We start from the raw sequence: 14,228 nt of genomic DNA, 5'->3' as shown, positions 1-14,228 counted from the left end.
GTCCCGCCACCGCACTGTCTCACCCTCGAACCGAAGGGAGACCGCATGATCCCTGACAAGCTGATTCTCCGGGCACGGCTGCGTGCCGAACGCGACCGTTTCGCAAGCGAATCGGAAAGCGGCATCATGGCGCCTGCCGAATTCCTCGACCGGCTTCGGCCAGGGATGACGGTGAGCAGCTATATCGCGGTCGGCAGCGAGGCCGACCCGACCCAACTGGCCGCCGCGGCGGCAGAGCGGGGCTGCCGGCTTGCCCTGCCCCATGTCACGACCCGCGCCACCCCGATGCGATTTCTGCTGTGGGACATGACCGAGCCGCTGGTGCCGGGCCCGATGGGCCTGAAGCAGCCGCCCGCCGATGCCGAGGATGTTGCGCCCGACATCATCATCACGCCGCTGGTCGGGTTCGATTCGCGCCTGGGGCGGCTGGGCCAGGGCGCGGGCTATTACGACCGGGCATTCGCCCGCTTTCCCGACGCCTGGCGCGTCGGCTGCGCATGGAGCGTTCAGGAGGTGCCGGCGATACCGACCGATATCTGGGACGTTCCGCTTCATGCGGTGATTACCGAACGCGGCATGCTATGGCACCCCGAGACATGAGCAGCGGACCCGAACCCACCTGGCGCAAACCCGCCGGCATGATGGCCATCCTGACACTGATCCTGGTGTGGATCGTGCTGGTCGCGACCTTTTCCGCCGAGATCGGGTCGCTGCCCGTGCTGGTGCAACTGATCATCTATCTGGTGCTGGGGATCGTCTGGATCCTGCCGCTCAAGCCCTTGCTGCGCTGGATGGAACTCGGGCGCTGGCGGTGAACGACCCCCAGGCGCCCTCTCCGGGGCCAAAGGGCGGTCGCTGGGAGGCAATCGTCGTCGCCGCGACCTTCGCCTTTGGCGGCGGTCTGGTGTCGCTGACGCTGGTCGGGCTTGCCTGGCTGACCATGGGACCGTCGTTCAGCTGGCCGCTGGTTTCGTCCTTCGTGAACTTGTGCCTCGTCGCCGTGGCGATCGGGGCACCGATTCTCGTGATCGACAGGATTCGCACCCGCACCGACAGATAACAAGGGAGAAAAGATCAATGGCCGACTGGAGGACGCTGGTAGCGCAGCCGCGCTGGGCAACGCGCGGCGACATCGTCCTTCTCGTCACCCGGCTGGTGATCGGCAGCTTCCTGATCTGGGGCGTGTGGGACAATATCGCCAGCGCGGCGCGCATGGCCGAGTTTGTCGATTTCCTGCGGCGCCATCATTTTCCGATGCCCGAAATCGCGGCGCGACTGTCGGTCTGGGGGCAGTTTTTGTGCGGGGTCGGATTCGTGACCGGATTCGCGATTCGCTGGGCCGGACTGGTCTGCGCGATCAATTTCGCGGTTGCGGTTGCGATGGTGGATGCGAACGTCGGCGTGCGCGGTGCGCTGCCGTCGACCTGCCTGATCCTGTTCGGTCTGATCTTCGCTACAACCGGCGGTGGCCGCTTCGGGGCCGACGCCATCGCACTTAAAAAAGGCTAAGCCTTTCAAGGCGATGGCGCGAGTGACGGGGCTCGAACCCGCGACCTCCGGCGTGACAGGCCGGCGCTCTAACCAACTGAGCTACACCCGCTTGAACCAGCGAGGAGGCGGCCACTACCCGGCCCTCAAATGGGTGTCAACCGGATTGATCGCGATTTGTGCGACGAAATCTGCTTGCCGCCCGATCGCCCACCAAAGTTCCATGCTCGAACAGGAATCCGGCGATGTCCGGCTTGCCCGCGGCGTTCATCACCGTCTGCACGATGATGAGGATCGGCACGGCCATCAGCGCGCCCGGCGTGCCCCAGACCCAGCCCCAGAAGCTCAGCGAGATCAGGATCAGGATCGGGCTGATGGTCAGGCGATGGCCGACGATCAGCGGGGTCACGACATTCGCCTCGATCAGATGCGCGCCGATCATGATCGCCGCCGGTGCCAGCGCCCACCAGATGTCGGGAAACGTCATCAGCCCGCCCAGCGCCATCAGGAACGCCGCCAGGATCGGCCCGAAATAGGGAACATAGTTGAGCAGCGCGACCATGCCGCCCCACATCAGCGGGCTGGGCATGCCGACGGCCCATAGCGCGCCGGCGACGATGAGGCCCAGGGTCAGGTTGATCAGCGTGATCGTGCCAAGATAGGCGGACGTATCGTCGACCACGTCCTGGATCACCCGCGCGGTCGCCATCGCGCCGCCGAAGCTGGCGCGGCTGGTGATCGCCCCCCGCCTCAGCCGGGTCCAGCCCGAGAGGAAGAAATAGATGACGAGAATCGCGAAGAAGCTCTCGATGATCGCCGAGGGCGCCGAGGTGGCGAACAGGTCGAGGAGCGAGCGCGGCGGCGTCGCCGCCATCACGGCAGGCTGCTTCATCGGCTCGGCGGCAAAATTGGTCAGCGTGCGATTCACGAACTGGTCGAGATTCGCATAGAGCTCGATCAGCGGCGCCAGATTCTTCTGGATCTGGGGGATTCGCGCCGGCAGGTCGCGAATCCACTGGATCGCCGGCATCACGATCGAGGCCAGCGCGACATTCGCCGCCAGCAGGAACAGCAACACGCAGGTGAAGGCGGCCAGCGCCGACGGCACGCGGTGCCGTTCGAGCCATTCGAGCAGCGGCACCAGCGCGATCGCAATCACGATCGCCGCGGTCAGCGGCAGGAAGAACTCGCTTCCTGCCTTCAGCGCGAAGGGAAGCGCGAGCAACAGCCCGATTCCCGCGATCAGCGCCAATGATGCCATCAGCCGGTCGCGCTGGGCATCGCTTCCCGCTGGTTCGGGCAGGATCGGACTGGGGGGCACCGGCTCCGGCACGGGGACCGTCCCCGCTGCCGCACCGCGGGGCAAATCCACCCCCGCCTGATCTGCCGCGTCGTTCATGATTTCAACCTCATGCCGCAATGTACATCGTGCCGGTCACCAGCAACAAGCGAGCAATGATCGGGGGCACCACATGACTTTCGCCTGCCCTGCCCTTGCGCTAGCGTCGCGCGATGGGAGAGATGCTGCTGGTCATCGACGAGGGGACGACATCGACCCGCGCGATGCTGTTCGCGCCGGATGGAACCGTCCTGGGGTCGCATTCCGCCGAGCTGGAACAGCATTATCCGGGACCCGGCCTGGTCGAGCATGATGCCGCCGAAATCTGGGAAAAGACGCTCGGCTGCGCGCGCAGGATGGTCGAGCAGGCCGGCGGCCCCGATCGAATCGCGGCGATCGGCATTACGAATCAGCGCGAGACGCTGGTCTTCTGGGACAAGGTCAGCGGCGAGCCGCTGGCCCCGGCGATCGTCTGGCAGGACCGGCGCAGCGCGGCGCTGTGCCGCACGCTGAAGGAACAGGGCGAAGAGCCCGGCGTCCAGGCGCGCACCGGCCTGCTGCTCGATCCCTATTTCAGCGGCACCAAGATCGCCTGGGCAATGGAGAACTGGTCCCAGTTGCGCGAGGCGGGCGACCGGCTTGCGCTGGGCACGATCGAAAGCTGGCTGGTGTGGAAGCTGACCGGCGGATTGCATGTGACCGACGCGACCAATGCCTCGCGCACCTTGCTGATGGGGCTGGGCAGCGGCGGATGGAGCGACGGGCTGGTCGATATGTTCGGCGCCCCGCGCGATGCGCTGCCCGAGATCGTCGATTGCGCCGGGACCTTCGGTACCACGACCCTGTTCGGCGGCGAGATCCCGATCTGCGGCCTGGCGGGCGACCAGCAGGCGGCCACGATCGGCCAGGCCTGCCTGAAGAAGGGCGAGACCAAGTCGACCTATGGCACCGGCGCGTTCATCCTGACCAATGCGGGCACCACCCCGCCGACATCGAAGCATCGCCTGCTCGCCACCTGTTTGTGGCAGCTTGGCGGGCGGCGGACCTACGCGCTGGAAGGATCGGTGTTCGTCGCCGGCAGCCTGATCCAGTGGCTGCGCGATTCGGTGAAACTGGTCGAGACGGCACAGGAGACCGAGGCGATCGCGCGGTCGGTCGACGACAATGGCGGTGTCTATCTGGTCCCTGCCCTCTCCGGTCTCGGCGCGCCCTGGTGGCAGCCCGAGGCACGCGCGGCGATCACCGGCCTGAGCTTCTCGACCGGGCGCGCGCACATCGTCCGCGCTGCGCTGGAGGCGATGGCGCATCAGAGCCATGACCTGAAACAGGCGTTTGCCGCCGATGGTGCCGATTGGGCGATGCTGCGCGTCGACGGCGGCATGGTGACCAATGACTGGATCGCACAGGACCTGGCCGACATGCTTGACCTGCCGGTCGAACGGCCCGAATTCGCCGAGACGACGGCGCTGGGCGCGGCGATGCTCGCCGGCGTCGGTTGCGGCTGGTTCGCGGGACTGGAGGAAGCGGCGACGATGCGAGGCGAGATTCGGACATTCGAGCCAAGGGTCGACGGCGCGGTGCGCGACGCGCGGCTGAGCGGATGGAAGTCCGCGATCGAACGCGCCCTGCCCTGAGCCGATCGATGCAGTTTCATCGCGGCTATGCCGTCCTCGCCCTTGCCGTTTTCGCGATCGAGGTCGTCATCGCGCTCTATGTCCGCGACCGGTTCGTTCGGCCCTATCTGGGGGACGTGCTTGCGGTCATCCTGGTCTATCTCGGCCTGCGCACGGTGACGCGGCTGCGGGTGACCGCCGCGGCGATTTGCGCGCTGGCGATCGCATTTCTGGTCGAGTTCGGCCAGTTGTTCGGGTTCGTCGACCGGATCGGCCTGGGCCACAACCGGGTCGCGCGGATCGTGTTCGGCACCGGATTCGACCCTCACGACCTGCTTGCCTATGCCGCGGGCGCGCTGATCGTCGTCGCGATCGAGCGCAGCTGGCCGGGACGCAGGCGGTAGAAGGAGCCGATTCGTTCGCCATGCGTCTGATCCGACGACAGGGTGTGAGTCGCGAACAGGGGCAATCAGCCGATGATCGAACAGGCGAGAGCGAGCAATTCATGCGGCGGCTTTGCCGATGCCGAGCTGGACGAGCTCGAGTCGATCGCCCGCGCGCTTGTCGCCGCCGACACGCTGTTCATGAAGCTCGTCAACCGCGCAGGCAAGGTGACCGGCAGCGTGCTGTCGCGCCTGCCCGAGGGCTGGCAGGGCATGGTGCAGAAGGCATCGGCGGCAGCGCTGAAGGCGGCCTGGGCGGCGGCAGGCACCACCCAGCCGCAGCGACATCGCGGCCGGGTCGGCCGGGCGCTGTCGAACACCACCGGCGAGGGGTTTCACCGGGTGGCGACGGCGGTCAGCGGCGCGGTGGGCGGTGCCGGCGGCGCGATGACGACGGTGCTGGTCGATCTGCCCGCGACGACGACGCTGATCCTGCGATCGATCCAGCAGATCGCGGCGGACTATGGCGAGGATCTGGACGCACCCGATGTGCGCGCGAACTGTATCGCGGTCTTTGCGATGGGCGGGCCGATGTCGGCCGACGACGATCGCGAGATGAGCCTCTATGCTGCGCGCACGGCGCTGACCGGCAAGGCGATCGGCGACATCATCCTCAGCGTAGCTCCGCGCTTCGGCGTGGTGGTGTCGCAAAAGGCGGTGGCGCAGGCGGCGCCGGTGCTGGGCGCGGTGGCGGGGGCGGCGATCAACCCGATCTTCACCCGCTATTACCAGAAGATGGCGCATGTCCGCTTCCGGCTGCGCCGGCTGGAACGCGCGCATGATCCGGCGCAGGTCCAGGCCTGTTTCGAGCGGATGGTCCGATCGATCCGCAAGCCCGATCCCGCGCCGGATGGCGCGGATTAAGCCCGATCAGCCCACCTCGTCGCTGACGAACAATGCCTTCAGATCCTTTTTTAGGATCTTGCCATTGGCGTTGCGGGGCAGCGTCTCGGGCGCGAACAGCACTTTGACCGGTACCTTGAACCCCGCCAGCCGGTGACGCACCCAATCCTGAAGGTCGCTCTCGCTGGCGCTTGCCCCCGGAGCGAGGTGGACGACGGCCGCGGGCTCCTCGCCCAGCGTCTTGTGCGGGACGCCGACCAGGGCGCAGTCCATGACGCCGGGATAGGCGTAGAGCACGTCTTCCACTTCCGACGAATAGATGTTCTCGCCGCCGCGGATGATGATGTCCTTCGCGCGGTCGACGACGTACAGGAACCCTTCCTCGTCGATCCGGGCGAGATCGCCGGTGCGGACCCAGCCGTTGACGAACGTCTCGGCAGTCGCCTCGGGCTTGTTCCAATAGCCCTTCACGATCATCGGCCCGCGCGCCCAGAGCTCGCCGACCTCGCCGATCGGGAGGTCCTGTCGGCCTTCGACGTCCATCACCTTGATGTCGGCGGCGGCAACCGGGATGCCCGCACTGCTCGGCCGCGCGAGATAATCCTCGCCCGAATGCTGGGTCACGGTGGCGGTGGTCTCCGTCATGCCCCAGCCATTGCCCGGCAGTGCCCCGAACTCCTCATAGATGCGCTTGACCAGTTCGGGTGCGGACGGCGCGCCGCCATAGGCGATGCTCTCCAGGCTCGAGAGATCGTAATTCGCACGATTGGGGTGCTCGATCAGCTGCCAGGCGATGGTCGGCACGCCGCCGGTCATGTTGACCTTCTCGCGCTGGATGATCTCCATCGCCAGTTCCGGTTCCCAGCGGCGCATGAAGATCATCGTGCCGCCTGCCGCCACCAGCGTCATCATCGCCGCGCTGCACGCGGTGACATGGAACAGCGGGATCACCAGCAGCATCGTCTTGTGCTCGGGCGCCTCGGGCGGGATCTCGCCCCGGCGCAGCATCGCACGCGCGGCGGTATAGCCGCTCGACATGATGTTGGTGACGAAGTTGCGGTGCGTGCCCAGCGCCCCCTTGGGGCTGCCGGTGGTCCCGCTGGTATAGAAGATGGTGGCGTCGTCGTCGGGCAGGACATCGGCCTCCGGCAGTCCGATATCGTCGAGCGCCGCCCAGGAGCCCGGCGTCCCGATCAGCGCATCGAGCAGCGCGGCACCGTCGAGATCACCGCGCGCCCGGCTGACGATCGCGCGTTCCAGCGCCGGGATCTTGTCGTAGCAGGTCTTCAGCCGCTCGTGCCGCTCGCCATCGACGAACAGCAGCTTCGCGCCCGAATCGTTGAGCGCATATTCCAGCTCGCCGCCGGTCCACCAGGCGTTGAGCGGGACGATGATCGCGCCGATGCTGACGGTCGCGAAATAGATGACCGGCCATTCGGGCAGGTTGCGCATCGCCAGCGCGACGCGGTCGCCCTTCCCCACCCCCATCTCGCGCAGCCGGTGCGCCAGATGGCTGACCGCCCGGTAATTGGCCTCATAGGTGACGCGCTCGTCGTCATAGATGGTGAATTCGCGCGGGCCATAGGCGCGCACCAGCTGGGTGAGGATGCGCAGCGTCGGCGGCGCATTCTTCCACACTTTGGTGGGCACGCCGCCGATATCGACCGTGTCGAGTTCGAACTTCGCGCCGGGAGCGGTCAGCAGCGCGCGGATTTCCGCTAGGGAAGCCTTGGGCCAGTTCGGGTCCAGCGGCACGATCGGATCGGTCGACACGACGGCATCTCTCCAATTGTTGAATGTCGGGTTTGTCCCGCGATCTGTGATTCCTGATTGACCTAGTGTTGATTCAAGCGGCACTCAAGGCAATAGGGGATGCGCAACGAGCGGAAACGCTTGAGACAAGATTCGAAACAAGGGTATGGAGTACGCATGAAGATCGAACGGCCGGAATCGCATGGCTTCGACCCCGGCCGGCTCGCGCGGATCGATGCCTTCGTGAAGGATCGCTATCTCGATTCGGGCAAGCTGCCCCATGCCCAGCTGCTGATCGCGCGCGACGGCGAGATCGTCCATTTCAGCCACCAGGGCGCTGCGCGCGACGGCGGCAAGACCGTTGACGAAGCCACGCTGTTCCGTATCGCGTCGATGACCAAGCCGATCACGAGCCTGGCGTTCATGATGCTGGTCGAGGAATGCAAGGTGGCGCTCGACACGCCGGTCCATCATGTGATCCCGGAGCTGAAGGGCGTCGCGGTCTATGACGGCGGCGGCGCGGGCGTACCGTTCGTGACCAGGCCGGCGCTGGCGCCGATGCGGATGATCGACCTGCTGCGCCATACCTCGGGCCTGACCTATGGCTTCCAGAATCGCAGCAACATCGACGCCGCGCACCGCGAGGGCAGGATCGAGAACTGGTGGGGCAATCTGACGCTCGACGAATTCGCCGCGGCGCTGGGCAGGCTGCCGCTGGAATTCTCGCCGGGAGAGGCGTGGAATTACTCGGTGTCGACCGACGTGCTGGGCCTCGTCGTCCAGCGCCTCTCGGGCATGACGCTCGACCGTTTCTTCGCCGAGCGGATCCTCGAGCCGCTGGGCATGGACGACACCTTCTTCCAGGTGCCGGCGGACAAGCTGGACCGGCTGGCCGATTGCTGGACGCTGTCGCCCAACCGGGAGCGGGTGATGTACGATCGCGGCGCCGAGAGCCATTGGGCGACGCCGCCGCGTCAGCTCTCGGGCGGCGGCGGACTGGTCTCGACCGCGCTAGACTATCACCGGTTCAACACGATGCTGCTGAACAAGGGCGAGCTGGACGGGGTACGGATCATCGGCCGCAAGACGATCGAGCTGATGACGATGAATCATCTGCCCGGCGGATCGGACCTGGCCAGCCTGTCGCGATCGCTGTTCAGCGAGGCGACCAATGCGGGCGTCGGCTTCGGCCTGGGCTTTGCCGTGACCACCGATCCCGCCCGCACGCTAGTTCCCGGATCGGTCGGCGAATATTATTGGGGCGGCATGTTCTCGACCGCCTTCTTCGTCGACCCGGTCGAGCATATCACCATGGTGTTCATGACGCAGTTTTCGCCGTCGAGCTTGTACCCGATCCGCCGCGAGCTGAAGACGCAGATCTATGCGGCGCTGACCTGAGCCGGCGCCCCCTCACCCCTTTTTCCGGCGCCTGCCGGGCCTGATCCAGAAACGGAGAGAAACATGACCTCCCCCATCACCACCAGCCGCCAGGGCGACGTTCTGATCATCACCTCGGACAACCCGCCGGTGAACGCGCTGGGTGCCGCGGTGCGCCAAGGCCTTCAGGCCGGCATCGAGGAAGCCGCCGGCGACGACATCAAGGCGGTCGTCATCACCTGTGCTGGCAAGACCTTCTTCGCCGGAGCCGACATTACCGAATTCGGCAAGCCGATGCAGGAACCGTCGCTGCCGGTACTGATCGATGCGATCGAGGCGCTGGACAAGCCGGTGGTCGCCGCGGTCCACGGCACCGCGCTGGGCGGCGGGTGTGAGGTTGCGCTGGGCTGCCACTATCGGATCGCAGTGCCGAGCGCGAAGTTCGGCCTGCCCGAGGTGAAGCTGGGCCTGTTGCCGGGTGCCGGCGGCACCCAGCGCCTGCCGCGCGTCGCCGGTGTCGAGCTGGCGCTGGAAATGGCGGCGAAGGGCGACCCGATCCCCGCGTCCAAGGCCAAGGACGCCGGGCTCGTCGATCGCCTGGCGGGCGAGGATAGCCTGGTTGCCGACGCGGTCGCCTTCGCCCGCGAGATGGCGGCGGCTGGCGGGCCGCTGCCGCGCGCCAGCGAGAAGCAGGCAAGCGCCTCGCCCGCGCTGTTCGAGACCTTCCGCAAGACCAACGCCAAGCGGTTCCGCGGCTATGAGGCGCCGGCCGACATCATCGCGCTGATCGAGAAGACCACCGGTATGCCCTATGAAGAGGGCGTCCAGCTCGAGCGCCAGGGCTTCATGAAGCTGATCATGGGCACGCAGTCGGCGGCACTGCGCCACATCTTCTTTGCCGAGCGCAAGGCGGCCAAGATCGACGGCATCGCCGACGACATCAAGCTGCGCGACGTCAAGCGCGTCGGCGTGATCGGCGCCGGCACGATGGGCGGTGGCATCAGCATGAACTTCCTGTCGGCCGGCATCCCCGTGACCATCGTCGAGATGGCACAGGACGCGCTGGACCGCGGCACCGGCGTGATGCGCAAGAATTACGAGGCGACCGCCGCCAAGGGCCGGATGACCGCCGAGCAGGTCGAAGGTGCGATGGGCCTGCTGAAACCGACGCTGAACTTCGACGACCTGGCCGAGTGCGACCTGATCATCGAGGCGGTCTATGAGAGCATGGACGTCAAGAAGGAGGTGTTCGGCCGGCTCGACAAGATCGCCAAGCCCGGCGCGATCCTGGCGTCGAACACCAGCTATCTGAATGTCGACGAGATCGCCGCCAGCACGTCGCGGCCGCAGGATGTGGTCGGCCTGCATTTCTTCTCGCCCGCCAACGTCATGAAGCTGCTCGAGATCGTGCGCGGCGCGAAGACGGCCGACGATGTGCTGGCGACCGCGATGGCGCTGGCCAAGAAGATCAGGAAGGTCGCCGTCGTCGCGGGCGTCTGTTACGGCTTTATCGGCAACCGCATGCTGATGCCGCGCCAGGTCGAGGCGATGAAGCTGCTGATGGAAGGCGCCACGCCCGAGCAGATCGACCGCGTCCATGTCGCCTTCGGCATGCCGATGGGCCCGTTCCAGATGAGCGACCTGGCCGGCGTCGATATCGGATGGCACCGCGACCCGACCCGGATCGAGAATATCCGCGACGCGCTGGCCGCCGAGGACCGCTGGGGCCAGAAGAAGGGCAAGGGCTGGTACGATTACGACGAGAAGCGCAACCCCAGCCCCTCGCCCCGCGTCGCCGAGATCATCGAGGAGTTCCGCGCGAAAAGCGGTGCGACCCAGCATGAGGTAACCGACGAGGAGATCGTCGAGCGCACGCTCTACACCATGGTCAACGAAGGCGCGCTGATCCTGGCCGAGGGCATGGCCCAGCGCGCCAGCGACATCGATGTGGTGTGGATCTATGGCTATGGCTGGCCGGTCTATCGCGGCGGCCCGATGTTCTGGGCCGACACCGAAGGGCTGAAGAAGATCGTCGCGGGGCTTGAGAAGCATGGCTTCGAGGTCGCTCCGCTGCTGCGCGAAAAGGCCGAAACGGGCGAGCGCTTCAACAAGTAACGAACAGGCGTCGCGTCGCCGTCGGCACCGGCCGGCGGCGACGGCGACGCGGGAGAGGATGATGAGCGAGGATCTCGAGGCTTTCCGCGCCGAGACGCGGGCTTGGCTGGAGGCGAACTGCCCGCCGACGATGCGCACCCCGCCGCGCAGCGAGAAGGAAACGACCTGGGGTGGCCGCAATCCGGTCTATGCCCATCCCGACCAGAAGGTCTGGCTGGACCGGATGGGCGAACGCGGCTGGACCGTGCCCGACTGGCCCAGCGCCTATGGCGGCGGCGGGCTGAGCGCGGCCGAGACCAAGATCCTGCGCGAGGAGATGGCACGGCTGAAGTGCCGCAACCCGCTCAACAGCTTCGGCATCTCGATGCTCGGCCCGGCGCTGCTCAAATATGGCACCGAGGCGCAGAAGCTGGAGCATCTGCCCAAGATCGCGCGCGGCGAGATCCGCTGGTGCCAGGGCTATTCCGAACCCAATGCCGGCTCCGACCTTGCCGGGCTCCAGACCTCGGCCGAGGACATGGGCGACCATTTCCTGGTCAACGGCCAGAAAGTATGGACCAGCTATGCCGACGAGGCCGACTGGATCTTCTGCCTGGTGCGCACCGACAGGAGCGTGAAGCAGGGCGGCATCAGCTTCCTTTTGTTCGACATGGCCAGCGAAGGCGTCTCGACCAGGCCGATCCTGCTGATCTCCGGCAACTCGCCCTTTTGCGAGACCTTCTTCGACAATGTGAAGGTGCCCAAGGAAAATCTGGTCCACGAACTCAACAAGGGCTGGGACGTCGCCAAATATCTACTCGGGCACGAGCGCGAGATGATCTCGGGCTTCGGCCTCGCCGGCGGCGGCAAGGATGCGCTGCTCGATGCCGCAAGGGCCGGCACCGATCCGATCCTGCGCGCGCAGATCGCGCTGTTCCAGGTCCGAGCCAAGGCGTTCGCCGCCATGTCGGAGAAGTTCATCGACGAACTCAAGGCGGGCAAGGCGCACCCTGCCCAGCCTTCGATGATGAAATATTACGGCACCGAGCTGAACAAGACTCGCCACGAGCTGCTGATGGCGGCCGGTGGCAGCGACGCGCTGGAATGGGAAAGCGACGCATCGACCCATGGCGCCGCCGCCCGCGCCTGGCTGCGAACGAAGGCGAACTCGATCGAAGGCGGGACCAGCGAGATCCAGCTGAACATCATCGCCAAGCGCATCCTCGAACTGCCCGGCGCCTGACACGAAAGTCCCCGACATGCCCATCTATCTTGACGATGATCAGACGCTGCTTCGCGACACCGCCCGCGACTTCGTGGCGGAACATGCCCCGGTCGGCCACCTGCGCGCGCTGCGCGACGCGAACGATGCCACCGGCTTCTCCCGCGACCTGTGGAAGCAGTTCGCCGAGCTCGGCTTCACCGGCATGCTCGTGCCCGAGGCCGATGGCGGCCTGGGTCTCGGCCATGTCGAGGCCGGGCTGGTGCTGGAGGAGATCGGGCGCAACCTGTCGCCCTCCCCGTTCCTGTCGACCGCGGTCGCCGCGGTCGAGGCGTTGAACGGAAGCGCAGCACGCGAACGCTGGTATCCCGGCATCATCGCCGGCGACGCGGTCGCGGCGCTCGCGCTCGACGAGGGCCGCAAGTTCGCCGACGCGGTCGCGCTGAAGGCCGAACGGTCGGGTAACGGCTTTCGCCTGTCGGGCGTGAAGCAGTTCGTCACCCACGGCCATGTCGCCGACCTGATCCTGGTCTCGGCGCGAACCGCGGGCAGCGCCGACGACGCGGAGGGCATAACCATCTTCGCGATCGATTCCAGGGCGGCGGGACTCGACGCATCACCCGAACGGCTCGCGGATTCCAGCATCGCCGCACGGCTGACCTTCGCCGATGTCCAGGTCGATGCGGATGCGGTGATCGGCGAGATCGACCAGGGCCGCACCGTCCTGAACCGGCTGCTTGCCGCCGGCAGGACCGGCGCCTCGGCGGAGATGGTCGGAGTTGCCGGCGGGGCGGCCGACATGACCTACAGCTACCTCAAGGAGCGCAAGCAGTTCGGCGTCACGATCGGCAGTTTCCAGGCGCTGCAACACCGTGCCGCACACCTGTATAGCGAGATGGAAGTCGCGCGCGCCGCCGTGCTGAAGGCGCAGCAGCTGCTCGATGCCGGGACCGACGCGACCGAGGCGGTCGCGGTGGCAAAGGCGATGGCCGGACTCGCCACCACGCTGGCGGTGCAGGAAGGGGTGCAGATGCATGGCGGCATCGGCATGACCGACGAGTATGACATCGGCTTCTACATGAAACGCGCGCGGGTGCTGACCGAGATGTTCGGCGACAGCAATTTCCTTGCCGATCAACTCGCGATATCAGCCGGCTACTGATGGCCGAAGACACACCCCCGCCCACCCCGGAACAGCTGGTCGAGCAGCTGACGACCCTGCTCGACGTCGAGCAGATCGACACCGACCTGTATCGCGGTCCGCGCCAGCCCGGCGGCGTCGGCCGCGTGTTCGGCGGACAGGTGATCGGCCAGGCGCTGCAGGCGGCGCAGCGATCGGTCGAGGACGGCAAGCACGCCCATTCGCTCCACGCCTATTTCATGCGTCCGGGCGACGAGAATCACCCGATCATCTACCGCGTGGTGCGCGATTTCGAGGGCCGCAGCTTTGCCACGCGCCGCGTGATCGCGATGCAGAAGGGCCAGCCGATCCTGAACATGGCGGCATCGTTCCAGCTGCCTGCCGAGGGCCTGCATCATCAGGACCCGATGCCCGACGTGCCCGATCCCGATGCGCTGCGCTCCGAGCGCAAGCTGCGCGAGGAGATCCGCGACCAGGTGCCGGAGAAATATCGCCGCTTCTTCCTGCGCTCCCGCCCGGTCGAGATCCGTCCGGTCGCGCCGCGCAACTGGTTCCGGCCCGATCCCACCGAGCCGGTCCAGCACAGCTGGTTCCGCGTCGTCGCGCCCCTGCCCGACGACCCCGCGCTGCACCGCGCGATGCTCGCCTATGCCAGCGACATGACGCTGCTCGGCACCTGCATGCTGCCGCATGGGGTCAGCTGGATGACCGGCAACGTCCAGACCGCCAGCCTCGACCACGCCATCTGGTTCCACGAACCGATGCGCTTCGACGAATGGCTGCTCTACACGACCGACAGCCCCTGGTCGGGACACTCACGCGGCTTCAACCGCGGCCGCATCTTCACCCGCGACGGCCGACTGATCGCCAGCGTGGCACAGGAAGGGCTGATCCGTGTCCGCGACTGAGCGGTGGG

14 protein-coding genes and 1 tRNA gene are annotated in these 14,228 nt (G+C 66.6%); 12 read left to right on the top strand and 3 right to left on the bottom strand.

Annotation, left to right across the window (positions count from 1 at the left end; genetic code table 11):
- The first annotated feature begins 45 nt into the window (after nt 1-45).
- Genes TPR58_RS07345 through TPR58_RS07330 form a run of 4 tightly spaced genes read left to right on the top strand, consistent with a single transcriptional unit; the run spans nt 46 to nt 1,509 of the window.
- Nucleotides 46-600 (top strand): 5-formyltetrahydrofolate cyclo-ligase, encoded by a 555-nt coding sequence (locus tag TPR58_RS07345; RefSeq protein ID WP_346245971.1) that lies wholly within the window; start codon nt 46-48, stop codon nt 598-600.
- Nucleotides 597-815: a DUF2842 domain-containing protein gene (locus TPR58_RS07340; RefSeq protein ID WP_346245970.1), complete on the top strand. Its 219-nt coding sequence runs from the start codon at nt 597-599 to the stop codon at nt 813-815. The genes TPR58_RS07345 and TPR58_RS07340 overlap by 4 nt, the downstream gene beginning before the upstream one ends.
- The gene (locus TPR58_RS07335; protein WP_346245969.1) at nt 812-1,060 is read left to right on the top strand and encodes a hypothetical protein; all 249 of its coding nucleotides are present in this window, start codon (nt 812-814) and stop codon (nt 1,058-1,060) included. The genes TPR58_RS07340 and TPR58_RS07335 overlap by 4 nt, the downstream gene beginning before the upstream one ends.
- Before the next feature lie 17 nt (nt 1,061-1,077).
- Nucleotides 1,078-1,509, top strand: coding sequence for a DoxX family protein (locus TPR58_RS07330; RefSeq protein WP_346245968.1), 432 nt, complete (start codon nt 1,078-1,080; stop codon nt 1,507-1,509).
- A gap of 14 nt (nt 1,510-1,523) precedes the next feature.
- On the opposite strand, the gene TPR58_RS07325 is transcribed toward TPR58_RS07330, so the two are convergent.
- A tRNA-Asp gene (locus TPR58_RS07325) sits at nt 1,524-1,600 on the bottom strand.
- 45 nt (nt 1,601-1,645) lie between these two features.
- Nucleotides 1,646-2,887, bottom strand: a complete 1,242-nt coding sequence (locus TPR58_RS07320) for an AI-2E family transporter (protein ID WP_428835698.1) — start codon at nt 2,885-2,887, stop codon at nt 1,646-1,648.
- A gap of 113 nt (nt 2,888-3,000) precedes the next feature.
- Here TPR58_RS07320 and glpK point away from each other — a divergent pair, with 113 nt between their 5' ends.
- The 3 genes from glpK to TPR58_RS07305 all read left to right on the top strand — a co-directional run bounded on the left by glpK (nt 3,001) and on the right by TPR58_RS07305 (nt 5,747).
- Nucleotides 3,001-4,461, top strand: coding sequence for a glycerol kinase GlpK (gene glpK / locus TPR58_RS07315; protein ID WP_346245967.1), 1,461 nt, complete (start codon nt 3,001-3,003; stop codon nt 4,459-4,461).
- An 8-nt stretch (nt 4,462-4,469) separates the two neighbouring features.
- Nucleotides 4,470-4,844, top strand: coding sequence for a ribosomal maturation YjgA family protein (locus TPR58_RS07310; protein WP_346245966.1), 375 nt, complete (start codon nt 4,470-4,472; stop codon nt 4,842-4,844).
- 72 nt (nt 4,845-4,916) lie between these two features.
- The gene (locus TPR58_RS07305; RefSeq protein ID WP_346245965.1) at nt 4,917-5,747 is read left to right on the top strand and encodes an EcsC family protein; all 831 of its coding nucleotides are present in this window, start codon (nt 4,917-4,919) and stop codon (nt 5,745-5,747) included.
- A 6-nt stretch (nt 5,748-5,753) separates the two neighbouring features.
- Here the strand turns inward: TPR58_RS07305 and TPR58_RS07300 are convergent, their stop codons facing one another.
- Complete coding sequence (locus tag TPR58_RS07300; RefSeq protein WP_346245964.1) at nt 5,754-7,499, bottom strand: class I adenylate-forming enzyme family protein; 1,746 nt, start codon at nt 7,497-7,499, stop codon at nt 5,754-5,756.
- A 156-nt stretch (nt 7,500-7,655) separates the two neighbouring features.
- Between TPR58_RS07300 and TPR58_RS07295 the strand changes: the two genes are divergently transcribed.
- From TPR58_RS07295 to TPR58_RS07275, 5 genes are all read left to right on the top strand, one after another.
- Complete coding sequence (locus TPR58_RS07295; RefSeq protein WP_346245963.1) at nt 7,656-8,876, top strand: serine hydrolase domain-containing protein; 1,221 nt, start codon at nt 7,656-7,658, stop codon at nt 8,874-8,876.
- Nucleotides 8,877-8,939: 63 nt separating this feature from the next.
- Entirely contained in the window at nt 8,940-10,970 is a 2,031-nt protein-coding gene (locus tag TPR58_RS07290) for a 3-hydroxyacyl-CoA dehydrogenase NAD-binding domain-containing protein (protein WP_346245962.1), read from the top strand.
- Nucleotides 10,971-11,031: 61 nt separating this feature from the next.
- On the top strand, nt 11,032-12,192 hold the full coding sequence (locus tag TPR58_RS07285) for an acyl-CoA dehydrogenase family protein (protein WP_346245961.1): 1,161 nt from the start codon (nt 11,032-11,034) through the stop codon (nt 12,190-12,192).
- Between the two features lie 16 nt (nt 12,193-12,208).
- Nucleotides 12,209-13,333, top strand: a complete 1,125-nt coding sequence (locus TPR58_RS07280; protein WP_346245960.1) for an acyl-CoA dehydrogenase family protein — start codon at nt 12,209-12,211, stop codon at nt 13,331-13,333.
- Nucleotides 13,333-14,220, top strand: a complete 888-nt coding sequence (locus TPR58_RS07275) for an acyl-CoA thioesterase (protein WP_346245959.1) — start codon at nt 13,333-13,335, stop codon at nt 14,218-14,220. Before TPR58_RS07280 ends, TPR58_RS07275 begins: the two co-directional genes overlap by 1 nt.
- The last annotated feature ends 8 nt before the right edge of the window (nt 14,221-14,228 follow it).

The organism is Sphingomonas rustica (assembly GCF_039652585.1).
Classification (GTDB): domain Bacteria; phylum Pseudomonadota; class Alphaproteobacteria; order Sphingomonadales; family Sphingomonadaceae; genus Sphingomonas; species Sphingomonas rustica.
Note: the sequence above shows the minus strand (reverse complement) of the source record. Positions and strands in the feature narration are given on the sequence as shown.